This window comes from Stenotrophomonas lacuserhaii (genome assembly GCF_039674585.1).
Taxonomy (GTDB): domain Bacteria; phylum Pseudomonadota; class Gammaproteobacteria; order Xanthomonadales; family Xanthomonadaceae; genus Stenotrophomonas; species Stenotrophomonas pennii_A.
In genome coordinates, this window is sequence record NZ_JBDJNU010000018.1 from 1 (window position 1) to 22,950 (window position 22,950).

Below are 22,950 nucleotides of genomic sequence, written 5' to 3' on the forward strand. Positions count from 1 at the left end.
TGTGGAACCACCCGATCCCATCCCGAACTCGGAAGTGAAACGCAGCTGCGCCGATGGTAGTGTGGCTCAAGCCATGCGAGAGTAGGTCATCGCCAGGGTTTATACCCAAAACCCCGCTGCTCACGCAGCGGGGTTTTTCTTTTGTTCCGATCCGGTAACGTGGCTGCCCTGCAGGTGTTCGAACAGCACGCGCAGGGTAGGCTGGGCGACCATTTCCCTGAACGCCATGTCGGGCCGCTGTTCCAGGAAGTTCTGGATGGCCTTGTCTGCGGCAGCGGCCTGGTGCATGGCCTCTGGCGGACTGGGCGCTTCTGCTGCCCATGCCCTGGAGAACGCCTGCTCATGCGTGCGCAGCATTTCAAGCAGCGGTACCCTCAGCGCGGCCAGCGTACCCGGTGCAGCGAGCCGCTGAGCGTAGGGGACATAATCAAGAAGTCCGGCCAATGGCAGCGACGCGGCTTCGCGGATCGATGATTCCGCGCTCGCCAACGCCTGCGGACGAGGCTGACCCGGCGGGTAGCGGAAACTCGCGCGGTGCTGTCCTACCGCGCCCTCCACCAAAGCGAGTCTGTAGGCCATCCACTCAGTCCTCAGTTTCTCGTACGCTGCCGCAAGAACCGTGTCTTCGTCCGGACTGAACCCTAGGACGGTCGCGGTCTGCGATGTATCCGTGTGGCGGGGACGACTCGGCGACGGTGTAACACTGGGTGTGGGCCTGTAGGCAACACCTATCACCTGCACACGGGTGCCGCAGGATACGGTCACTAGCGACGAATGCCTTGCGGCGTCGGGCACCCGTCCGCCGAAGTCCATCGGCTCGGGGGCCGGTTGCGGCGTCTGGTTGACCATACCGGTCAGTGGGAATGGCGGCGTGACCAGTTCGAGGCGATCGCGTTGGCCCACGACCCGGGACGGATTCGAGACGGGTCCAGCCGATGCGATCGGTTGGGTGTAGGGCATGCGGCGGTTCTGCGGCTGCTGCGTTGCCGATCCCGTGCGCGGGGCCGCCGCGACGCGCTGGATGCTCAGGATGGACGAACGAGGGGGCGCGGTGGCGAGTGGCTGTGGCATAGCCGAGACACGAAGACGATGCTGCGCATCGGTACCCCCATGAATAGCCGCTGCGACGGCGACGCCACTTTCAAAAACCGCTCAGCAGCAAAACCGTTGGATGATTCCAGCGACGTCTTCAGGCCGTTCCATATGCACATGGTGGGTGCCTGGCAACAGCGCCAGCTGCCCATGGCGCAGGTGCTTGAGCCGGTCACTACGCAAGGGCTCGGGGTAATAGGCCTGCGCCGGCGTGGCGTAGATCACCTGCACCGGGCAGCTGATGGATTGCAGCAGATCGTCGATCTGGCCCTCGGTCAGGCGGATCGCGGTGGGCAGCATCAGCCGCTGATCGGTGCGCCAGCTGTAACCGCCCGGCACCTCGCAGACGCCGCGCTCGACCAGCAATCGTGCATTGGGCTCGCTCAGCTGGTTGGCCATCATCCTGGCGCGGATCGGGGCGGCAAGTGTCGGGAAGACCCGCAGCGGCCGGTTGTCGGTCCTGCGGCTGGCATCGACGTGCTCGCGCAGCCGCTGCGCCGTTTCAGATTCGGGGCCACGCAGACCGCCCAATGCCTCGATTGCCACCAATCGCTCGACGCGGTCGGATACGGCGGCTGTCAGGCTGGCAATGCCGGCGCCCATCGAGTGGCCCAGCAGGGTGAAGTGCTCCCAGCCCAGCGCGTCGGCCACATCCAGGACATGGCAGATGGCGGCCGGCGTGGTGTAGCTGGCACCTGCCGGCAGGTGGCTGCTGAAGCCATGTCCGGGCAGGTCCAGCATGACGATGTCCAGCTCCGGCAGATGCGCAAGCAGCGGCACGAAGCTGGCGGCGTTATCCAGCCAGCCGTGCAGCGCCAGTACCTGACGCCCCGTCCCTGGCCGCCGCAGTCCACTGACGGTCTGGCCGCCCCGTTGCAGCGAAAACGCCTGCAACGTCACTTCAGCGCGTCCTCCGCCAACTGCGCCAGGGCGCCTGCGTGCGCAGGATCATCATTCAGGCAGGGGATGTAACGCATCTGCGCGCCGCGCTCGGCCAAGGTGTGGGTGAAGCCAAGCGCGACTTCTTCAAGCGTTTCCAGGCAGTCGGTGGCAAACCCCGGGCAGACCACGTCGATCTGCTTCACGCCGCGCTCGGCCAGCGCCCACAGGCTGGGCTCAGCGTAAGGCTGCAGCCACTTTTCGCGGCCGAAGCGGGATTGATAGCCCATCTGCCATTCCCCGGCCGATAGACCCAGCGCCGCCGCGATCGCCGCCGCGCTCGCCTCGCACTGCCGAGGATAGGGATCGCCTGCATCGGCGACCCGCTGCGGGATGCCATGGAAGGAGAACATCAGGATCTCGCCCCGTCCGTTCTGCTCCCACCAGCGGCGGATCGACGCGGCAACCGCTTCGACCCAGGCGGGATCCACTGGATAGTCGCGGATCAGCGTGACCTGCACGTCGCGATTGTTCTGCCGCCAGCGTTCCACCAGGTCCTCCACCGACGCGGTGGTGGTGGTCGAATACTGCGGATACAGCGGCAATACCACGATCCGACGGATCCCTGCGGCTTTGGCCGCATCCAGCTCGCTGCCGAGCGCGGGCGCGCCGTAGCGCATCGCATGGCGGACCCGACGGTCGGGCATCAGCCGCTGCATGGCCTCGGCCAGGTTACGGGTGTGCACCATCAGCGGTGAGCCGCCCGGCAGCCATACCTGCGCGTACTTTTCCGCCGAACGCCCACTGCGCAGCGGCAGGATGACGCCGTACAGCAACGGCTTCCAGAACAACGCCGGAATCGCCACCACACGCGGATCGGAAAGAAATTCAGCCAGATAGCGCCGCACTGCAGGGGCAGTTGGCGCTTCGGGCGTGCCTAGGTTCACCGCCAGCACGGCGGAATGGGGTGCGTTGAGCATGCGCCATTGTCGCTGATCGCGTCCGAAGGCGGGATGAGATCGATCAATGAGATGGATCGAAAGAGTGAATGAATAGCCGGAAAACTCATTGCTGATTCATCTGAACAGCCCTACTTTCAGCTGCTTGCTATATCTTCTTCGTGAACTGATACGGAGTCCATCATGCGTCGCCTTCGCCTTACCCTGTTGATCACCGCTGGCTTGATGTTGTCCAGCCAGGCCGCGCTGGCCGGCCCCCAGGAAGACCAGCGTGCGCGCAACGCGGTACGCGTGCTGGCCGAAATCCAGGAAATTCCCGAGCAGGGGATCCCGGACAAGCTGCTCGATGAAGGCCATGCCGTCGTCGTCATTCCGGACACCATCAAGGCCGGGCTGGTCATCGGCGGCCGCCGCGGGCATGGCCTGATGTCGGTGAAGATGCCCGATGGCAGCTGGTCCAATCCGGTATTCATGAAGCTCACCGGTGGCAGCATCGGCTTCCAGGCCGGCGTGCAGTCCTCCGACGTGGTGCTGGTGTTCCGCAACGAACGCAGCCTGGACAACCTGGTCAATGGCAAGTTCACCCTGGGCGCGGACGCCGGCGTGGCGGCCGGCCCGGTCGGTCGCAATGCGGCCGCCGCAACGGACGGCCAGCTGAAGGCGGAGATCTGGTCGTGGTCGCGCGCGCGCGGGCTGTTCGCCGGGGTGGCCCTGGACGGTGCCGTGCTGCAGATCGACGACGCCGCCAACCTGGATGCCTATGGCAGCGGCACCACGCCGCGGATGATTTTCGAAGGGCGTGCCGCAGGTGCCCCGTCGATGGACGTAGTCGCCTTCCGGGATCGCCTTGAAGAGGCCACCTACGCCGCCCGCAACAACCGTGGCTCCAGTGGCCCGGCGCCTGCCCCGCGGGCCGCTTCCGCCGCCCCGGCGCCGCAGGTGGCTCCGCCGCCGGCCGCCGAAGCGACCACCGTGCCACTGCAGAACGTACCTGCCACGCCGCCGCCGCAACAGGGCTTCCAGCCGGTCACCGAAGGTGAAATCCGTACCGAGTCACTGGACGGCAACTGACTTCCAGCATGCGCGCCGGCCCCCTGCCGGTGCGCTATGCTCGGGGTCCTGATCCCTGAAAATATTTGCGAGCGTCTTTATGGGCAGTTTCAGCATCTGGCACTGGTTGATCGTGCTGGCCGTGGTCCTGCTGGTGTTCGGCACCAAGCGGTTGACCAGCGGCGCCAAGGACCTCGGCTCGGCCGTGAAGGAATTCAAGAAAGGCATGCGTGACGAAGACAAGCCGGGCGCACAGCTCGGTGACGAATCACGTAGCGATGCCTCGCGCAGCAGCACGGTGCAGGACGAGCGCGACCGCGACCCGCGTTGATCCGGAGGGGTAGCGGTGTTTGATATCGGCTTCAGTGAGCTGCTGGTCGTTGCGATCGTGGCATTGGTGGTCCTTGGCCCGGAACGGCTGCCGAAGGCGGCGCGCTTTGCCGGGCTGTGGGTGCGCCGTGCGCGCAACCAGTGGGATTCGGTGAAGCAGGAACTGGAGCGTGAGCTGCAGGCCGAGGACATCAAGCGGCAGATGCAGGACGTGCGCCAGTCCATGCAGGACACCGAGAGCGAACTGCGTGCCAGCGGCGAAGCCGCGCGCCGGCAGATGCAGGATGTGGATGACCAGGGTCGGGTGATCGCCGATGAAGTGCGCGGCACGCCACGCGCTACCGCTTCGATGGGCGAAGTGCGCCCCACGCCTGAAACCATCGCGCTGGATCCGCCATCATCCGCACCGGCCGTGCTGCCCGGTTCCAGCCAGGCACCTGCAACGGCTGGCCTGCCGGCCGATGCGCCTGCGCCTGCCAATGCGAAGGAGAACACCCCATGAGCGAGCACGAGTTCGGTGAAAGTTCGCTGGTGGAGCATCTCGTCGAACTCCGCGCACGGCTGGTACGCGCGCTGCTGGGCCTGGGGGTTGTACTGCTGGGCCTGCTGCCCTTCTCGCGCACCCTCTACACCCTCGTCGCCGAGCCGCTGATCTCGCAGCTGCCCAATGGGCAGTCGATGATCGCGATCAACCCGGCCGGTGCCTTTTTCGCGCCCCTGAAGCTGACCTTCTTCCTCGCCCTGTTCGTGGCGATGCCGTGGTTGTTGTACCAGCTGTGGGCCTTCGTCGCGCCCGGTCTGTACGCACGCGAAAAACGGTTGGCGGTGCCGATCCTCGGCTCGTCGGTGCTGCTGTTCTACATCGGCTGTGCGTTCGCGTATTTCCTGGTGCTGCCGGCAGTCTTCCACTTCCTGACCACCTTCCGCCCGGACGTGATCGCGATCACGCCGGATGCAAATGCCTACCTGGATTTCGTACTGGCGATCTTCTTCGCCTTCGGTGGCAGCTTCGAGCTGCCGGTGGCGATGGTCATCCTGACGCTGCTCGGTTGGGTCACGCCGCAGCAGTTCAAGGAAGGACGCGGCTATGCGGTGGTCGGCATCTTCGTGCTGGCGGCGGTACTGACGCCGCCTGACGTGGTGTCACAGCTGATGCTGGCCATCCCGATGTGCCTGCTCTACGAACTGGGCATCCACGCTTCGAAGTGGCTGGTGCCCTCCAGCGCCCGCCAGACCGAACCCTGACCCGGCAGCGCCGAGCCACGCCCGGCGAGCGCAGCGGCACCCAAAGCCTCAGGCGTGGAACACGTTCGACGGTCCGCTGTCCGGCAGCGCCGGCGGTTCACCTGCCTCGCCGAACATCTGCTTCCAGGCGCTGTACACCGCGCCGGCGAACACCGGCATGATCACGCCCATCAGCAACAGCTGCGCGGCGAACAGGGCCAGCATCGCCCCGCCCACCAGCTGGGCCACCATCGCCACGATCATCACCAGGAAGTAGACGGCGAACACCGCCACGAAGGCGAGCAGGAAGAACACCGCCATCGGCAGCAGGTTGTGCACGCAGGCGCGCAGGCTCAGGCGCAGCGCCTGCAGCCCGTTGCGCTGTTCGAACATCACCTGCGGGGAGAGCGTGAACAGCGCCAGCGCCACCGCGATGAACACCACCAGCACGCACAGCAGCCACAGCAGGATGCGGCCGGCGGGCAGGCTGGCGGCCAGCGCCTCCATTTCCGCCGGGCTCGGCTGTGCACCGGACTGGCTCAGTTCGTTGAGCTTGGTCATCACTTCGCTGAGCTGGCCCAGGCCAGAGCTGCCGATCAGCAGCAGCAACAGGATGCCCAGCACCAGGCCGGCCACCAGCTGCGGCAGCAGCGAGACCAGAAGGTGCGGCGCACGGCCGTCGTGCAGGCCCTGCAACAGGTGCGCCGGCTGCGCGGGGCGACCGTGGTCGACTTCGCGCACGGCCCATACCAGGCCGCCGAAGATCAGCGGGCCGGCCAAGGCCATCACCAACTGCGCGGGCAGCGCGAGCACGGGCACCATCGTCGCCAATGCCGTCACCAGCAGCGCGGCCAGCGCCCAGATCATGCCAAGGATGCCCAGACCCAGCGGCGCCTTGCGCAGCAGGGTGAACCCGGACACCAGCCATTCCGCACCAGCCGAAGCCGGTAGCTTGCGCATCTCGCTCATACCAATCCGAAGAACAGGGGAGGGGCAGGGCGCGTGCCCTGCATCCGGTGATTATCCCTGTTTTACGACGCCGTGACCTGAAGCGTGGCGGGCCTGCCGCACGAAACGGCGCAGCAGTTGCCGGGCCAGCGGGGCGGCGGTGATGGCACGCTCGATGCTGCGTGCGCAGCCGCCGTGCTGGCGGATGCACTGGGCACGCGCCCGCACGTAGCCGCGCATGTGGTGGGTGGCGAATTCCGGATGGAACTGCACCCCCCAGGCGCGGTCACCCCAGCGGAAGGCATGGCAGCCGTCCAGCGTGGAACGCGCCAGCACGGAGGCGCCTTCCGGTGCGCGCAGCACCGTCTGCATGTGCGTGGCATGGGCGGGGAAGCGCGCGGGCAGGCCGCTGAACAAGGGGTCCTGGTCGGCGGCGGGATCCAGCGACAACTCGATCGTGCCCGATTCGCGACCGGCCGGGTTGTAGTCCACCTGCCCGCCCAGCGCGTGCGCCAGCAGCTGGTGGCCGTAGCAGATGCCGAACACCGGACTGCCGCCGTGCACCGCCTCACGCAACCAGGCCGCGCTGCGTTCGCTCCACTCGGCCCGGTCGGTGACATAGGCGGCCGAGCCGGTCACCAGCACCCCGGCATAGCCGCGCACGTCCGGCAGGGGGGCGCCGTGTTCGGCATCGACCACCACGGTTTCCTGTTCTTGCAGCCCGGCCGCGACCCGGATCCAGTGCGGAAAACGGCCGTAGCGCCGCAGCGAAGCGAGCGGTCGGCCGGTTTCAACGATCAGGAAGGGAAGGCGGTTCATCGGCAGGCGGCACGACTGACAGGACTTCCTCGATTGTAGTCAGCCCAAGGGCCACCTTTTCAAGCCCTGCCTGGCGCAGGGTGCGCAGTCCTGCACCGCGTGCTTCACGCGAAAACGCGCCCAGGTCCATGTCCGCGCGGATCCGCCCGCGCAGCCGCGAGCCCAATGGCAGCAGCTCATACAGCCCGATCCGTCCCATGAATCCGGTGCGCCGGCACTCCAGGCAGCCGACCGGCCGGTACGGCGTGGCGGCATCTGGATATGCCATCTGGCCATCAGCCAGCACCGCCCAGTCGGCCGCGTCCAGCACGTGCGGCACCTTGCAGTGCGTGCACAGGGTGCGCACCAGCCGCTGGGCCAGGATGCCGTTCAGGGTGGAGGCCAGCAGGTAATGCGGCACCCCCAGGTCGAGCAGGCGGGTGATCGCCGAGGGCGCATCGTTGGTGTGCAGGGTGGACAACACCAGATGCCCGGTCAGCGAAGCCTGCACCGCCATCTGCGCGGTTTCCAGGTCGCGGATCTCGCCGATCATGATGATGTCCGGATCCTGCCGCAGCAGGGTGCGCACGCCGCTGGCGAAATCCAGGTCGATGTTGGTCTGCACCTGCATCTGGTTGAACTCCGGCGCGATCATTTCGATCGGGTCTTCCACCGTGCACACGTTCACGTCGGGCGTGGCCAGCCGTTTCAGCGTGGAATACAGCGTGGTGGTCTTGCCCGAGCCGGTTGGACCGGTAACCAGCACGATGCCGTGTGGCTGTTCGACCAGCGTGTTCCAGCCGGCTGCTTCCTGCGCGCTGAAACCCAGCTGGTCGATGCTCTTGAAGGCCGCGTCGGGGTCGAAGATGCGCATCACGCACTTCTCGCCGAACGCGGTGGGCATGGTGGAAATACGCATTTCCACTTCGCGGCCGCCCGGCGAGCGGGTCTTGATCCGGCCGTCCTGCGGGCGTCGGCGTTCGCCCAGGTCCATCCGGCCGAGCACCTTGATCCGGCTGACCACGGCGGTCATCACCGCCGGCGGTACTTCGAACACCTTGTGCAGCACGCCATCGATGCGGAACCGCATGCGCCCCATGTCGCGCCGCGGCTCCAGGTGGATGTCCGAGGCGCGCTGTTCGTAGGCGTACTGCAGCAGCCAGTCGACGATGTGCACGATGTGCTGGTCGTCGGCATTGACGTCGCCGGCACGGCCCAGCTCCACCAGCTGCTCGAAACTGGGCAGGGTGCTGCTGGTTTCCGAACGGGCATCGCCGCGGGCCCCACGCACCGAACGGGTGACCCCGTAGAACTCCATGGTGTAGCGGTGCAGGTCCAGCGGATTGACCAGCGCCAGTTCGATCGTGCGCCGGGTCAGGTGCTGCAGGTCGCGCCGCCATTCCTGTGCCAGCGGTTCGCTGGTGGCCACCAGCACGCGCTCGCTGTCCACCGCCAGGGGCAGGAAACGATGCCGGCGCGCATAGGCGTGGGACACCAGCGCGGTCACGCTGGCCACGTCCACCCGGGTCGGGTCGATGCGCAGGTAGCGGGTGCCGGTGCGCTTGGCCAGCCAGTCGGTGAGCCGCTCCAGGCCGAGTTCGCCGCCACCACTGGCGGCCAGTTTCAGGTTGGCCAGCAGCACCAGCGGATGCACTTCGCTGGCATTCTTCGCGCCCTGGGCGGAAAAGCGCACGCGCTCCAGGTCGCTGTCGGCGACCAGTCCGTCGGCTACCAGCGCGGTGGCGACCTGTTCGAACAGCAGCCGGCCGGGCGGCAATACCGCTGCCGGATACGGGGACGACGCCATCGGGTGCTGCTCCATCGTCCTGTGTCCTTGGTTGCCACCTGGTGCGTTGAACGCCGCCGCCGCGTGGTCTGGATCGCGTCCAGCGCCCGGCGGTGGTCGCTCGTTATACTAGCGCACCCCTCTGCCCGGCCAAGAAACGACCGCATGTCCGCGACCCCGACCGTTCCGATCACCTTCCAGGGCCTGATCCAGACCCTGAACCAGTTCTGGGCGCAGCAGGGCTGCGTGCTGATCCAGCCGCTCGACCTGGAAGTGGGCGCCGGCACGTTCCACCCGGCGACCTTCCTGCGCGCGATCGGCCCGGAGACCTGGAATGCCGCCTACGTGCAGCCTTCGCGGCGTCCCACCGATGGCCGCTACGGCGACAACCCGAACCGCCTGCAGCGCTACTACCAGTACCAGGTGGCGATGAAGCCGGCGCCGGACAACATCCAGCAGCTGTACCTGGATTCGCTGAAGGCGCTGGGCATCGATCCGCTGGTGCATGACCTGCGTTTCGTCGAAGACAACTGGGAATCGCCGACCCTGGGCGCGTGGGGCCTGGGCTGGGAAGTCTGGCTCAACGGCATGGAAGTGACCCAGTTCACCTACTTCCAGCAGGCCGGTGGCCTGGAATGCCGCCCGGTGCTGGGCGAGATCACCTATGGTCTCGAGCGCCTGTGCATGTACCTGCAGAACTGCGACAACGTCTACGACCTGGTGTGGACCTATGGTCCGGACGGCACCCCGGTGACCTACGGCGATGTCTACCACCAGAACGAAGTGGAGCAGAGCACCTACAACTTCGAACACGCCGACGTCGACGAAATGTTCCACCGTTTCGATGCCTGCGAACGCGAAGCGAAGAAGCTGGTCGAACTGGGCCTGCCGCTGCCGGCGTACGAGCAGGTGACCAAGGCCAGCCATGCCTTCAACCTGCTTGATGCGCGCCGTGCGATCAGCGTGACCGAGCGCCAGCGTTACATCCTGCGCGTGCGCGCGCTGGCCCAGGGCGTTGCCCAGGCGTACTACGAACAGCGCGAGAAGCTGGGCTTCCCCGGCGCCAAAGCGCAGGCCTGAGTCCCGCACCTTCCCGAACCACCGGGCGCCGGCCGCGTCGCGCGCTGCGCCCCCAACTGGATTGAACCGATGAGCCACCTGTCTCCCCTGCTGATCGAACTGGGCACCGAAGAGCTGCCGGTCAAGGCGCTGCCGGGCCTGTCCCAGGCGTTCTTCGACGGCATCGTCGAGGGCCTGCGCAAGCGCGGCGTCGAACTGGACCTGGCCGATGCGCGCCCGCTGTCCACGCCACGCCGCCTCGCCGTGCTGCTGCCGGGCGTGGGCACCGAACAGCCCGAACAGCACAGCGAAGTGCTGGGCCCGTACCTGAACATCGCACTGGATGCCGACGGCCAGCCGACCAAGGCGCTGCAGGGTTTCGCGGCCAAGGCCGGGATCGACTGGAGCGCGCTGGAAAAAACCAGTGACGCCAAGGGCGAGCGCTTCGTGCACCGCGCGGTGAAGCCGGGTGCGCGCACCGCCGACCTGCTGCCGGAGGTGCTGCGCGAGGCAATCGCCGGCATGCCGATCCCCAAGCCGATGCGCTGGGGTGACCATGCGTGGGGCTTCGCCCGCCCGGTGCACTGGCTGGTGCTGCTGCACGGCCCGGACATCGTCGACGCCGAACTGTTCGGGCTGAAGGCCGACCGCATGACCCGCGGCCATCGCTTCCACCATGACAAGACCGTGTGGCTGACCCAGCCGCTGGATTACATCGAATCGCTGCGCTCGGCCTTCGTGCTGGTCGATCCGCAGGAACGCCGCGAACGCATCGCCGCGCAGGTGCAGGCCGCCGCTGCGGAAGCGGGAGGCAGTGCGCGCATCACCGAGGACAATCTCGGCCAGGTGGTCAACCTGGTGGAGTGGCCGTCGGCGGTGCTGTGCAGCTTCGAACGTGCGTTCCTGGCGGTGCCGCAGGAAGCGTTGATCGAAACGATGGAGATCAACCAGAAATTCTTCCCGGTGCTGGATGACGCAGGCAAGCTGACCGAAAAATTCATCGGCATCGCCAACATCGAATCCAAGGACGTGGCCGAGGTCGCCAAGGGCTACGAGCGGGTGATCCGTCCGCGCTTCGCCGATGCCAAGTTCTTCTTCGACGAAGACCTCAAGCAGGGGCTGGAGTCGATGGGCGATGGCCTGAAGACCGTGACCTACCAGGCCAGGCTGGGCAGCGTGGCCGACAAGGTCGCGCGCGTGGTCGCGCTGGCCGATGCCATCGCCCCGCAGGTCGGTGCCGATCCCGTGCTGGCCCGGCGCGCCGCGCAGCTGGCCAAGAACGACCTGCAGTCGCGCATGGTCAATGAATTCCCCGAACTGCAGGGTATCGCCGGCCGCCATTACGCGCTGACCGGGGGCGAGTCGCCGGAGGTCGCGCTGGCCATCGATGAGTCCTACCAGCCGCGCTTCGGCGGTGACGATATAGCGCTGTCGCCGCTGGGCAAGGTACTGGCGATCGCCGAGCGCCTGGACACCCTGGCCGGTGGCTTTGCCGCAGGCCTCAAGCCGACCGGCAACAAGGATCCCTTCGCGCTGCGCCGCAACGCGCTGGGCCTGGCGCGTACGGTCATCGAGAGCGGCTTCGAACTGGACCTGCGCGCGCTGCTGGCGCAGGCCAACACGGCGCTCGCCGCGCGCAACGTACAGGCCGACGTGGCTGAACTGTACGACTTCATCATCGAACGCCTGCGTGGCTATTACGCCGACAAGGGCGTTCCGGCGTCGCAGTTCAACGCGGTGGCCGAACTGAAGCCCGCGTCGCTGTATGACTTCGACCGGCGTATTGACGCAATCCGCACGTTTGCAGCCTTGCCGGAGGCGCCGGCACTGGCGGCGGCGAACAAGCGCATCGGCAACATCCTGCGCAAGGCCGACATCGACATCCCGGGGCAGGTCGATCCGTCCCTGCTGCAGGAAGATGCCGAGCGCGCGCTGGCCGAAGCCGTCGCCGCCGCCATCGACGATACCGGTGCCAGCCTGCAGCACAAGGACTATGTCAGCGTGCTGGAACGGCTGGCACGCCTGCGCCCGCAGGTGGACGCATTCTTCGATCAGGTCATGGTCAATGCCGACGACCTGGCCGTGCGGGGTAATCGCCTGGCGCTGTTGAAGCGGCTGTCCGACCGCTTCGATGCGGTGGCCTCGCTGGCCCAGCTGTAACCCGGATACAGCCGGATCCCGGCCAACGTGGGGGGCCGCCCTGCAGCCCCCACGTAAAAGCGCAATTCGGCTCATAGCCGTCTGCGGCATGACGCAACACCATGTGCGTCATGTCGTACTCCCGCCTCTCCCCGCTGTCGCAAGCGCAGGCTCTCCCCGTTCCCCACGTGGTGCCCCGCGCTGAATCCGTGCTGCTGGTCGCTGGCTGCGAGGCGGCGTATGTCGAACTCGGCGCACCGCGCGGTTCGGTCGATGGCCCTCATCGCAGGGTGATCGAACCCGGCGGCAGCCTGCTGCTGGCCACTGGCGAACGCCAGCTCGTGCTGCAGGGCTGCAACGTCCAGGTGCTGCCGTTTCCGGACAGCGCCACGCGCCTGCTTGCCTTCCATGACCACGCCAAGGGCCTGCAGCGCACGCTCGAAGGCGACCGTCGCAGTGCCGCCATCCTGCCGCTCCGCAGCATGCTGGACCAGCCACAGGCGCCGCAGCACTGGCTGCTGGGCGAACTGCTGGGCGAAACGTCGGCGTTCCAAGCCGTCGCGGCACGCTGGGCGCGGCGCGAGGTCTACCAGCTGGTGCGCTTCGTACTGGAAAACCCGGATCACGGGGTCCAGAAACTCGCTGACCGCTATGGTCTCTCCGTCGCGCAGTTCCGGCGTATCGGTCGACGCGCCTTCGGCCGTTCGCTGAAAGAACAACTCCGGCTGCTGCGCGCAGGCCGCGTGCTGCATCGCTACGCCGACACCGGACACACCTTCACCCGCCTGTCGTCGGACTTCGGCTTCTCGTCGCCGTCGCATTTCTGCAGCGAGATCAAATCGCTGTTGGGCAGGTCGCCCAGTTCCATCTATCAATCAGTTCATTCCCTGTGAAATCCATACGCTCTTCCCTCTGCCTGCTTGCGCTGCTGGCGGCCGGCTCGCTCCCGCTGCCGACGCTCGCCCAGTCGGCCCGCAATGACGACGTACCGCTTGAAAACACCGCGATCCGCCATCGCAGTGAACTCTCCGCGGAGACGGCCTTCGTCTCGCGCGGCGACGGGGTGTCGCTGCTGCTGCAATCGGTCGCCGCCCAGATGGGCCAGCCGGTCATCGTCAGCACCAAGGCGCAGAAAAAGCGCGTGCAGGGCAGCTTCCCGCTGCGCGATCCGCGCGCGGTCCTGGACCAGGTAGCGCGCGATGTCGGCCTGATCTGGTACAGCGACGGGCAGACGCTGTACATACACGACGCCAGCGAGACACGCAGCGCCATCGGGCACATGCAACATGCATCGGTCGCGGTGCTGGAAGACTTCCTTCGCCGCACCCGGCTGGCCGACGCGCGTCACGCCTTGCGCGGTGCCGGCAGTGACGGCACATTCTACGTGTCCGGTTCGCCGATCTACGTGGGCATCGTGCTGGATGCCGCCCGCTACCTGGACGAGCTCTACCGCCACGCCGACGCGCGTGCCGAACACGTGGAAGTGATCGCCCTGCGCAACAGCTTCGCGCAGGGACGGCGCTATGGCATGCGCGGGCAGGACAGTACCCTGCCCGGCATGGCCGAAACCCTGGCCAGGGTGCTGACCGATTCGGGCGTGAGCGGCATCATCGTACGCCGGCCATCGTCCGACACCGCCGCCGAAGATCCCGCTTCTGATGCCGCCGCGGCAGCGCGCCAGGGCAACGCACCGGAACGCCAGGATATCCGCAGCGCGGCGCGTGCCGCGTCCGCGGAGGCGCAGCCCCCCACCATCGTGGTCGCCTATCCGGAGACCAACAGCCTGATCGTGCGCGGCACGCTGGCGGGTATCCAGAAGGTCAAGCAGCTGGTGGCCGAACTCGACCTGCCGCGGAAGCAGGTCGAACTGTCCCTGTGGATCATCGACGTCCATAAAAAGCAGCTGGATGCGATCGGTGTCAAATGGAGTGGGCAGGTCGGCATCAGCGGCCGCCTCGGGATCGGCTTCAACGGGGCGACGTCCACGCTGGATGGCGAACGCTTCCTGGCTTCGGTCACGGCCCTGTCCGAACAGGGCCACGCCAGCGTGGTGTCGCGGCCGGTGCTGCTGACCCAGGAAAACGTGCTCGCCCACTTCGACAGCAACAGCACGTTCTACGCGCGCCTGCAGGCCGAGCGCGCCACCTCGCTGGAGGCGGTGACCTACGGCACGATGATCAGCGTGCTGCCACGCGTCTCTGCCGACGAGGAAGTGGAGATGCAGCTGAAGATCGAAGACGGCGCCTCCAGTGGCGCCGACGTAGAGGGGCTGCCGGTGATCAACCGCACCACCATTGATACCGTGGCGCGCGTGCCACATCGGCTCAGCCTGCTGGTGGGCGGCTACACCCGCCATGAAGAGGCCCGCGACCGCGCCACCATCCCCGGTCTGGCAAGGATCCCGTTGCTGGGCAACATCTTCGGCCACCGCAGCCGCCGGCATCAGGAAACGGTCCGCGTGTTCCTGATCCAGCCGCGGGTGCGTGCCCGGGGCGAACTGTCGCCAAGGGATGGCTTCGACAGCGTCGACGACCTGGCGCTGCCGCTGCCGGCGCAGTACCAGCACGTCAGCGACAGCATCCGGGAGGCGATGGATGGCCAGCATTGAGGCAAGCGTCGCCCGTCCCGCGCTGCCGCCACAGCGGTCGCTACCCCCTGCCATCAGCACGGCGTTCGCGGAAGACGAGCCCGCCTCGTCCACCGCGGCCATGCGCCGCACCGGGCTGCACCAGCCGGGCGTCCTGCAGCAGGCGCTGGCGATGAGCGATGACCTGGCCGGGCTGGTATCGAGCATGCGGCGCAACCGTGCGCGTGACGCCGACGAAGGCAGCCACCTCCCGCAGGCCTGGCTCGACCATGTGCTGGACCCGAAGGGGCCGGAGAAGGTGGCGGCGCTGCGGCTGCAGCTGAAGCAGCTGTCCTCGGTCGACCTTGTGACCCTGCGGGGCCTGTTGGCTGCGCTGTTCATTGATCCCAGCGACGCGGTGGCCGTACTGCGCACGCTGCGCTCCAGCGGCGAGCTGGAAGAACTTGCAGATATCCTGGACGAGCTGGAACAGGAGTTGATGGATGGCAGCCCCGCGCAGCGCCAGGCGGTGCGGGCGGGGCTCAACGTCGCGCTGAAGGCGCGGCTGCACGCCGGCCGGCTGGCCGCCAGTCCGGTCCAGCTGCGGCAGTCCTATCGCCAGTTCCTGGGCAGCGGCGAACCGCTGGACAGCTACGAGGAATGGATCGCCCTGTACGGCTTCGAGCGCCGCACCCGGGTGGTCGACTTCATCGAACATGCCATGGCCGCGGACATGTCTGCGTTGGACCCTTCCTGCAGCCGCATCGAGTTCGGCCAGTTGCTGCAGCGCGTGCGGCAACTCACCACGATCCGTTCCGCCGACCACCTGCTGCTGGCGTGCTGCTGGGACGCAGAGATGATGCCGCGCATCGGCGTCACGCAGCCGGCCCTGCTGGCGGCCCTGTTCGCGCTGGTACGGCAGGGCGGTGGGCTGCGGCAGCTGTTCGATTCCGTATTCCTGCAGGTCACCTATGCCTTGGGTGCGGCCGACAAAGTGCGCTTCGCACAGAACATGCGGCGGTTCCTGAAGGCGGTACCGCACGGGCTGTGGCAGGCCGTTGAACAGCAGGTGGAGGCCCAGCAGGAACTGGATGCGCTGATTTCGGCGGCGATGGAAGTGGAGCGCCAGCAGGCCGGCGCACGCCACTGGATGGCCGTCTGATGGCCACGATGACCAAGCCCGCACACAACCTCGGCCAGGTGGCGCGGACCCTGCTGCGTCCGGAGCTGGCGCTGGTGGTGTTGATGGCGGTGATCATCGGCATGCTGATCGTTCCGCTGCCGACCTTCCTGGTAGACCTGTTGATCGGCGTCAACCTGCTGATCGCCATCGTGATCTTCCTCAGCTCGTTCTACGTCGAACGGATCCTCAACTTCTCCACGTTCCCTTCGGTGCTGCTGTTCACCACGCTGATGCGTCTTGCCCTGTCGGTGAGCACCAGCCGGCTGATCCTGGTGGACGCTGATGCCGGGCATATCGTGTCGGCGTTCGGCGAGTTCGTGGTGGCCGACAACCTGGTGGTCGGGTTCGTGATCTTCGCGATCGTGACCATCGTGCAGTTCATCGTCATCACCAAGGGCTCCGAACGTATCGGCGAGGTGGTGGCGCGCTTCTCGCTGGACGGCATGCCGGGCAAGCAGATGGGCATCGATGCCGACCTGCGCGCCGAATCCATCGACGCCGCCGGGGCCAAGCTGCGCCGACGCGAGGTGGAGAAGGAAAGCCAGTTGTACGGCTCGTACGACGGCGCGATGAAGTTCGTCAAGGGCGACGCCATCGCGGGCATCGTGATCGTCTTCGTCAACCTGTTCGGTGGCATCGCGGTGGGCATGCTGCAGCATGGCATGTCCTTCCAGGAAGCGATGCGGGTGTTCACCCTGCTGACCATCGGCGATGGCCTGGTGGCGCAGATTCCCGCGCTGCTGATCTGCATCAGCGCCGGCTTCGTGGTGACCCGCGTAGGCGGCGAAGAAGGCAACCTGGGCTCCAGCATCATCAAGGAACTCTTCAGCAGCCAGAAAGTGCTGTTCATCACCGGCATCCTGCTGCTGCTGCTGGGCCTGCTGCCGGGCTTCCCGTTGCCGATCTTCCTCGCCCTGGCGGCCGGACTGTTCGCGCTGGCAGCCTGGCGCGTGCGCGTGGACGAGGCGACGTCACAGCCTGCCACCGACAGCGCCGGCCGCGTGATCGGCCATGATGGCAAGCCGCTGCCGCCGGGCGCTCCGGCGCAGCTGGCCAATGAAAGCAGGCAGGTCAACGAGACGGTTCCGCTGCTGCTGCTGCTGCCGCCCGCCCACCACGCGAAGTGGCGCAGCGCAGGACTGGAGCGCCAACTGCGCGAAGACCTGCACCTGCGCGTGGGCATGCAGCTGCCCTACATGCTGATGCGTGAGCATGACGACGGCAGCCATCGCGTGGTGGTGATGATCAATGAAATCACCGCTGCAAGCGCCGATATCGTACTGGACCACGTACGCGTGCTGGCCGACAGCGATGAACTGGCCATGCTGGACAGCGCCATCGAGCTGCCCGGCATCAACGAGGCACCGCCGCGGTACTGGATGCCCGCCGCCATGCGGGACCAGCTGCATGCAATGGGCATGGGCACCCGCAGCGACCAGCAGGAGCTGCAGCAGCTGGTGCACGAGGCGCTGATGCGCAACATCGGCGAGCTGTTCGGCATCCAGGAGACCAAGCATCTGCTCGACGACACCGAGAAACGCTTCCCGGAGCTGCTGAAAGAAGTACATCGGCACATCCCGGTGCAGCGCGTATCGGAGGTGCTGCAGCGCCTGCAACGCGAGGGTGTTTCCATCCGCAACATGAAGATCATCCTTGAAACGCTGGCGCAGTGGGGCCAGCGCGAAAAGGACGTGATCCTGCTGGTGGAACACGTGCGCGGCGGGCTGGCGCGCTACATCTCTTCCCAGCATGCCCGCAATGACCGTATAGCAGCCGTGCTGCTGGCGCCGGATACCGAACAGCTGGTGCGTTCCGGCATACGCCAGAGCCAGGGTGCGGCGTTCCTCAATCTGGATCCCGCTCAATCCGAGCAGTTGCTGGATCGCATCGTGATCGTCTTCGAGCCGCTGCTGGCAAGTCGACCAGAGGCCGTGCTGCTGGTCGCTCCGGATGTGCGCCGCTTCGTCAAGCGCTTCGTCGAAACCCGACTGCCGGGGCTCGCAGTGCTCTCCTTCTCGGAAGTTTCCGATGCCGTATCCCTTGATGTCGTGAGATCACTATGACGCTGAAAGAAACCCTCTGCGAGGCACTCGATCAACTGGGCGCCAACTCCGGCGATTATCAGTTCGATGACCATTCCACCATCGTCATGTCTTTCGACGATGTGGGCGATATTTATCTCGACCCGCGCGACGGCGAGCAGGTCTGGATGTGGGGGGCGATTGACGAAGTCGGCGCGCGCGCGAGCGGCGTGCTGGCCGAGCCGTTGCTCGCGGAAGTCATGCGTCCGGTGGCCCATTGGGATGCTGGCGCGATGGTCCTGCGCGAAGACGGCAGGGTCGGCGGACTGCTGCACCCGGACCATGTGCAGCAGCCGACCCGGCTTGCCGAAGCGCTGCAGGACTTCCACCAGTGCCTTGCGCGGTTGCAGGCCCTTCGATGACCCGGCTGCGGTCCCTCTGGCGACCTGCCGCGCACCCCACCGCGATCATCGGATCGATGCTGCGCGCGCCATTGCCACAGGTGGCGATCGGCGACGTGTGTCGGCTGCAGACGGCGGCCCACGACGATGCGCCTGCCGGCTCGGGAACCGTCGTGGCCCTGGATCACGGCATGGCATCGATCGGCCTGCTGCGCGACAGCGCGGGCCTGTCATCACAGTGCCTGGTGATCCCGACCGGACACGGACCGACGATCACCGCCTCCGACGCGCTGCTGGGCAGTGTGCTGGATGGCCAGGGGGTGGAGGTCGAGCGGCTGTCCGCAGCTGTTGTCTCGCAGGCGGTGACGCGGCGCATCGATGCGCGTGGGGTGGACTACCGGCGCCGGCGGCCGATCGACACCCCGCTGTGCACCGGCATCCGCGCCGTGGACAGCCTGCTCACCTGCGGCGAAGGGCAGCGGGTGGGTATCTTCGCGGGCGCCGGCGCGGGCAAGACCACGCTGGCCGAAATGCTGCTGGAGAACGCCGACGCGGATGTCAGCGTCGTTGCGCTGGTCGGCGAGCGTGGTCGTGAAGTGGCCGCGCTGGTCGAGCGGCTTCGGCACTCGCCCCGGGCGGCACGGACGGTGATCGTCCAGGCCACCTCGGATACCGCGCCAGCGCTGCGCAGCCAGGCGCCGTTGATCGCCACCACCATCGCCGAACATTTCCGCGACCAGGGCCTGCGGGTCCTGCTGGTGATGGACTCGGTGACCCGCTACGCGCGCGCGCTGCGCGAACTGGCACTCGGCGCGGGCGAGCCCCCCGCGCGGCGCGGTTTTCCGGCATCGGTATTCGAGGCCTTGCCGCGCCTGCTGGAACGCAGTGGGCGCACGGAAACGGGCTGCATCACCGCCTTCTACACCGTGTTGCTGGAAGACGAACAGGATGCCGATCCGATCGGCGAAGAAGTGAAGTCCCTGCTGGACGGCCACCTTTACCTGAGCAGCCGCCTGGCCGGTCGCGGGCACCTGCCGGCGCTGGACGTGCTGCGCAGCGGAAGCCGGCTGTTCGCCAGCCTGGCAGCGCCGGCGCAGCAGCAGGCCGCCGCCCGGATACGCGGGCTGCTGGGCACCCTGGAGGACCTGCAGCTGATGCGCGACCTGGGCGAGTACACCCCGGGGGTCAGCGCGGTCTACGACAAGGCGGTGGCCAGCGAAGCTGCATTGATGGCGTTCCTGCGCCAGGGACAGCAGGAGCGGAGCGCCTTGCCGCGCACGCTGGAGGCGCTGCATGAACTCGCCCGCTGAGCTGCGTGGACGGCAACTGGTCAGATTGAAGCAGGCGCAACGGCAGTTGTCACTGCTGTCTGCGCAGTCGCAGCAGCAGGCCGCCGCCGCACGGCGCGAAGAAGCGGCAGGGCTTCGTGCGTCGGCCAGCGAGACCCTGGACCGCGCCGTGCTGCAACCGGAAACCGGCCTGAGCCGCAGCCTGCTGTTCGATCGCCTGCGCATCCTCGCGGTCGCGCGCGCGCATGCGCTGGAAACCGGACACGCCGCCGGCGACCTGGAGGCCGACGCCGCGCAGTGCGAAGCCGCAGAGGTGCAGCAACGCCAGCGCGCCGCGTTGCAGTTCCGCAAGCAGAAGAAGCTCGAGCACTGGCACCACCGCCAGCATCGCGAGGCCAGCCGGCGTCGCGAGCTTCGCCTTTACACCCTACAACTGGATGAGCTCACATGTCGTCGCCGATCCCCGCGCTGAGCCCGGCGCGCTCCCACGATCACCCCACCGCGGTCGCAGCGCTGGTGCCGTTGTCGCGCCGTGCGCAACAGGACACCGACCCGCTGGCCGGGGCGTCCGCCGAACGAAGGGCGCGGCAGCCGGAGGGCACCGGCACCCCGCATGACCTGCGGGACGACCTTCCCACGCCGGACGGCAATCCGTTCGCCGTGGTCGGCAGGGTCGACGCCGCACCGCAACTGGTGCGCCATGGCAAGGGACTTCCGCTGGATGCGGCCACGCGCGTTGCCGATGCAGCAGCAGGCGCCGGTGGCCTCGCATCGGGTCGGCACGACCTTTCGGTGCGATTGCCGGCGATGCCGGCACCCGACGTGTCCCGCGTCGACGACTCAGCCGGAGCGGGGCAGGAACGACCAGTGCGGCCATCGGCAATGCCGCCGGCCGCGAGGGCCGACAGCCATCGCCTGGCTGGCAAGCGGACGGCGGAGGCGTCGCGGTCGCCGTCGCGCGACGTGCTTCTGGTCGAGGACACCGCTGGGCCGGCGGATGTGCTTCCGCTGCGGTCCCCGGCGTCTCCGCCTGCCATCAAGGACGTGCTTCCCGCGCTGGTGGATGGCCGTCTTCCGGCAAGCGGCACGGCGCCCGCCACGCCAACGCCTTCAACACCGCCACCCTCCGACGCGCCCTTCATCGCCGACCGCGCCGACCGCGCCGCCGCCGCAACGTCACTGCAACCTGAAAAGCCGCGGACTGCGCCCGAACAGCCGATGCCGCTGTTGCACGCTGCAGGGCCCGCGACCGCCCAGGTCCACACCGGCCCGGTCCGCCGGCAGGGCAACGGCCCGGCGGCGGCGCAGCCCGATCCTGCACGGGCCGAGCTGCCGGCAGCCGCCCCGGCGCAGCGCATGGCGACGGTCAGCGTGCCGTTCAGCAGCTGGGGGCCGGGCCACCAGGTCACCGCCAGCTGGATCCCCGCCGCAGTGCCTGGCCAACTGCCACCGATGACCCTGCGCAGCAGCAGTGAGTCCGCGCAGCGCGCCATCGGCAGCGCATTGGCCGCCAGCGACCCATTGGCGCCGGGCAGCCTGCAGCTCACTGCCGCAGACAGCGCGGACGATGGCACGTCCGGACGCCGCCAGGCCGATTACGTGCCGGAAGACGAAGAATGAGCCGGCCGCTTGCGCTGCTGGCCCGGATCGACCCGCAGACGCTGCGCATGCAGCAGCTGCAGCAGGCGTTGTGCGGTTGCGGCGCGGATGCGCACATCAGCCCGCTGCCGTCCTCGCCCTGCCTGCGCTTCCAGCTGGTATCGGCCAGAGGGGCGATGGTCTGCCACGTCGATGCAAACGCCTGGGCGGCCGTGCACCTGCCGGGCCTTGTCGGACTGGACTGGACCGCGATGGATCCGCTGGCACTGGCCGGCCTGACCGGCGTGCAGCACCCGCTGCAGTTCGCGCATGGCGCCCTTCGCTACGACCGCGCGCATGGGCTGCCGGCGTCTACCGCAGCGCCCGAAGTCCGTGCCTTGCCGACCGTGCCTGCAGCGGAAGGCGCGGTGTGGATCGAATCCTGGACTGCACCGCTGCCGCGGCCGACCCAGGCGCCGCGGTTACCCGCCGCGCTGGCGTTACCCCTCCGCCTGCAACTGGGCGCGACCGCCGTGACGCTGCGGCAGCTGCGGCGCCTGCGTGGCGGCGACATCGTTCTGCTCTCCGACCCTGCAGCGCGTGCGTGGCGAGGCCGCCGCCCGCTGTTCGATTTCCACCTCCAGACGGATTCCCTGCTCGTGACGACTGTCCATTCCCCTCCCCATGCCGGCCTTGCTACGCCCGGGTCCCCGCTGCAGTCAGACGATCCCATGCTGGACGTGGCCGACCTGCAGGATCTGCCACTGGAACTGCAGGTGCTGCTGTGCCGCCTCGAGCTGTCGCTGGGCGAGCTGGCCGGGCTGCAGGAAGGCAGTGTGGTGACCCTGCCTGAGCAGGCCATCGAGCGTGTCCAGCTTCTGCACAACGGTCGCCCGCTGGTGACCGGTGAGCTGGTGCAGGTGGGCGACCGCCTGGGCGTGAAGCTTGCGCAGGTCCCGAGGCTGACATGAGCGTCGTGCACATCAACAACGATGTGTCGTTGATCGCAATGCTTGCAGCGGCCGCGATGCTGCCCTTCCTGGTGGCGGTGGGTACCTGCTACATCAAGTTCAGCGTGGTGTTCACCCTGATCCGCAACGCACTGGGCCTGCAGCAGGTGCCGTCCAACATGGTCATCAATGCGCTGTCGCTGATCCTTGCCTTCTATGTCATGCATCCGATCGTCAACTCCGTGCAGACGGCGTACCAGGAGCTCGGCCAGCCGCTGACCACGGTGCAGGAAACCGCGGATTTCCTTGACGGCAGCCTGGGCGAATACCGTGCCTACCTCGCCCGGCATGCCGACCCGGAACTGCTGCGCTTCTTCGAGCGCGCGCAGGTCACCGACGGCGCGGACGTTCCGCCGGCCGACCTCGCCGCCGAGGAGCGCTCGCTGTTCGCGCTGTTGCCGGCCTACGCGCTGAGCGAGCTGAAAGACGCGTTCCTGATGGGCTTCTACCTGTACCTGCCCTTCGTCGTGGTGGATCTGGTGGTGTCCAGCATCCTGCTTGCGCTGGGCATGATGATGATGAGTCCGGTCACCATCTCCGCGCCGATCAAACTGATCCTGTTCGTGGTACTGGATGGCTGGAGCCTGCTGTCGCAGGGACTGGTGCTGCAATACCTGGATGTGCCGGCATGATCCGGG

The 22,950-nt window shown here is 67.4% G+C and carries 22 protein-coding genes and 1 rRNA gene; 17 read left to right on the forward strand and 6 right to left on the reverse strand.

What is annotated here, in order from left to right; translation table 11 throughout:
* A 5S ribosomal RNA gene (gene rrf, locus ABE522_RS08960) occupies positions 1-98 on the forward strand; the annotation flags it as partial.
* A 22-nt stretch (positions 99-120) separates the two neighbouring features.
* On the opposite strand, the gene ABE522_RS08965 is transcribed toward rrf, so the two are convergent.
* The 3 genes from ABE522_RS08965 to hemH form a co-directional block, all read right to left on the reverse strand.
* A complete protein-coding gene (locus ABE522_RS08965; RefSeq protein WP_346591400.1) occupies positions 121-579 on the reverse strand; it encodes a hypothetical protein in 459 nt (152 codons plus the stop codon).
* A gap of 573 nt (positions 580-1,152) precedes the next feature.
* Positions 1,153-1,992 carry an alpha/beta fold hydrolase gene (locus ABE522_RS08970; protein ID WP_346591401.1) on the reverse strand — a complete coding sequence of 280 codons (840 nt, stop codon included), beginning with the start codon at positions 1,990-1,992 and terminating at the stop codon, positions 1,153-1,155.
* On the reverse strand, positions 1,989-2,951 hold the full coding sequence (gene hemH, locus ABE522_RS08975; protein ID WP_346591402.1) for a ferrochelatase: 963 nt from the start codon (positions 2,949-2,951) through the stop codon (positions 1,989-1,991). The genes ABE522_RS08970 and hemH overlap by 4 nt, the downstream gene beginning before the upstream one ends.
* Positions 2,952-3,113: 162 nt before the next feature.
* Here hemH and ABE522_RS08980 point away from each other — a divergent pair, with 162 nt between their 5' ends.
* From ABE522_RS08980 to tatC, 4 genes are all read left to right on the forward strand, one after another.
* Positions 3,114-4,001, forward strand: coding sequence for a lipid-binding SYLF domain-containing protein (locus ABE522_RS08980; RefSeq protein ID WP_346591403.1), 888 nt, complete (start codon positions 3,114-3,116; stop codon positions 3,999-4,001).
* Positions 4,002-4,080: 79 nt separating this feature from the next.
* Complete coding sequence (tatA, locus tag ABE522_RS08985; RefSeq protein WP_346591404.1) at positions 4,081-4,311, forward strand: Sec-independent protein translocase subunit TatA; 231 nt, start codon at positions 4,081-4,083, stop codon at positions 4,309-4,311.
* 15 nt (positions 4,312-4,326) lie between these two features.
* Entirely contained in the window at positions 4,327-4,812 is a 486-nt protein-coding gene (gene tatB / locus ABE522_RS08990; protein WP_346591405.1) for a Sec-independent protein translocase protein TatB, read from the forward strand.
* On the forward strand, positions 4,809-5,555 hold the full coding sequence (gene tatC / locus ABE522_RS08995; RefSeq protein WP_346591406.1) for a twin-arginine translocase subunit TatC: 747 nt from the start codon (positions 4,809-4,811) through the stop codon (positions 5,553-5,555). Before tatB ends, tatC begins: the two co-directional genes overlap by 4 nt.
* 48 nt (positions 5,556-5,603) lie before the next feature.
* Here the strand turns inward: tatC and ABE522_RS09000 are convergent, their stop codons facing one another.
* The 3 genes from ABE522_RS09000 to ABE522_RS09010 are packed head-to-tail and all read right to left on the reverse strand — an operon-like array spanning position 5,604 to position 9,102.
* Positions 5,604-6,503: a BPSS1780 family membrane protein gene (locus ABE522_RS09000; protein WP_182656394.1), complete on the reverse strand. Its 900-nt coding sequence runs from the start codon at positions 6,501-6,503 to the stop codon at positions 5,604-5,606.
* 51 nt (positions 6,504-6,554) lie between these two features.
* A complete protein-coding gene (locus ABE522_RS09005) occupies positions 6,555-7,301 on the reverse strand; it encodes a glutamine amidotransferase (RefSeq protein ID WP_346591407.1) in 747 nt (248 codons plus the stop codon).
* Entirely contained in the window at positions 7,273-9,102 is a 1,830-nt protein-coding gene (locus ABE522_RS09010; protein WP_346591408.1) for a GspE/PulE family protein, read from the reverse strand. The genes ABE522_RS09005 and ABE522_RS09010 overlap by 29 nt, the downstream gene beginning before the upstream one ends.
* 129 nt (positions 9,103-9,231) lie before the next feature.
* Here ABE522_RS09010 and glyQ point away from each other — a divergent pair, with 129 nt between their 5' ends.
* The 12 genes from glyQ to ABE522_RS09070 all read left to right on the forward strand — a co-directional run bounded on the left by glyQ (position 9,232) and on the right by ABE522_RS09070 (position 22,944).
* Positions 9,232-10,146: a glycine--tRNA ligase subunit alpha gene (gene glyQ, locus ABE522_RS09015; RefSeq protein ID WP_346591409.1), complete on the forward strand. Its 915-nt coding sequence runs from the start codon at positions 9,232-9,234 to the stop codon at positions 10,144-10,146.
* A gap of 69 nt (positions 10,147-10,215) precedes the next feature.
* Positions 10,216-12,285: a glycine--tRNA ligase subunit beta gene (glyS, locus tag ABE522_RS09020; protein ID WP_346591410.1), complete on the forward strand. Its 2,070-nt coding sequence runs from the start codon at positions 10,216-10,218 to the stop codon at positions 12,283-12,285.
* A 110-nt stretch (positions 12,286-12,395) separates the two neighbouring features.
* Positions 12,396-13,157 carry a helix-turn-helix domain-containing protein gene (locus ABE522_RS09025; protein WP_346591411.1) on the forward strand — a complete coding sequence of 254 codons (762 nt, stop codon included), beginning with the start codon at positions 12,396-12,398 and terminating at the stop codon, positions 13,155-13,157.
* Positions 13,154-14,872, forward strand: coding sequence for a type III secretion system outer membrane ring subunit SctC (gene sctC / locus ABE522_RS09030; protein WP_346591412.1), 1,719 nt, complete (start codon positions 13,154-13,156; stop codon positions 14,870-14,872). The genes ABE522_RS09025 and sctC overlap by 4 nt, the downstream gene beginning before the upstream one ends.
* A complete protein-coding gene (gene sctW / locus ABE522_RS09035) occupies positions 14,859-15,992 on the forward strand; it encodes a type III secretion system gatekeeper subunit SctW (RefSeq protein WP_346591413.1) in 1,134 nt (377 codons plus the stop codon). The genes sctC and sctW overlap by 14 nt, the downstream gene beginning before the upstream one ends.
* Positions 15,992-18,076 carry an EscV/YscV/HrcV family type III secretion system export apparatus protein gene (locus ABE522_RS09040; RefSeq protein WP_346591414.1) on the forward strand — a complete coding sequence of 695 codons (2,085 nt, stop codon included), beginning with the start codon at positions 15,992-15,994 and terminating at the stop codon, positions 18,074-18,076. Before sctW ends, ABE522_RS09040 begins: the two co-directional genes overlap by 1 nt.
* Positions 18,073-18,456: an InvB/SpaK family type III secretion system chaperone gene (locus ABE522_RS09045; protein WP_346591415.1), complete on the forward strand. Its 384-nt coding sequence runs from the start codon at positions 18,073-18,075 to the stop codon at positions 18,454-18,456. Before ABE522_RS09040 ends, ABE522_RS09045 begins: the two co-directional genes overlap by 4 nt.
* Entirely contained in the window at positions 18,453-19,745 is a 1,293-nt protein-coding gene (locus ABE522_RS09050; RefSeq protein WP_346591416.1) for a FliI/YscN family ATPase, read from the forward strand. Before ABE522_RS09045 ends, ABE522_RS09050 begins: the two co-directional genes overlap by 4 nt.
* Positions 19,729-20,196 (forward strand): hypothetical protein, encoded by a 468-nt coding sequence (locus ABE522_RS09055; RefSeq protein ID WP_346591417.1) that lies wholly within the window; start codon positions 19,729-19,731, stop codon positions 20,194-20,196. The genes ABE522_RS09050 and ABE522_RS09055 overlap by 17 nt, the downstream gene beginning before the upstream one ends.
* The gene (locus ABE522_RS09060; RefSeq protein ID WP_346591418.1) at positions 20,172-21,344 is read left to right on the forward strand and encodes a hypothetical protein; all 1,173 of its coding nucleotides are present in this window, start codon (positions 20,172-20,174) and stop codon (positions 21,342-21,344) included. The genes ABE522_RS09055 and ABE522_RS09060 overlap by 25 nt, the downstream gene beginning before the upstream one ends.
* Positions 21,341-22,273, forward strand: a complete 933-nt coding sequence (gene sctQ, locus ABE522_RS09065; protein ID WP_346591419.1) for a type III secretion system cytoplasmic ring protein SctQ — start codon at positions 21,341-21,343, stop codon at positions 22,271-22,273. The genes ABE522_RS09060 and sctQ overlap by 4 nt, the downstream gene beginning before the upstream one ends.
* The gene (locus tag ABE522_RS09070) at positions 22,270-22,944 is read left to right on the forward strand and encodes an EscR/YscR/HrcR family type III secretion system export apparatus protein (RefSeq protein WP_346591420.1); all 675 of its coding nucleotides are present in this window, start codon (positions 22,270-22,272) and stop codon (positions 22,942-22,944) included. The genes sctQ and ABE522_RS09070 overlap by 4 nt, the downstream gene beginning before the upstream one ends.
* The last annotated feature ends 6 nt before the right edge of the window (positions 22,945-22,950 follow it).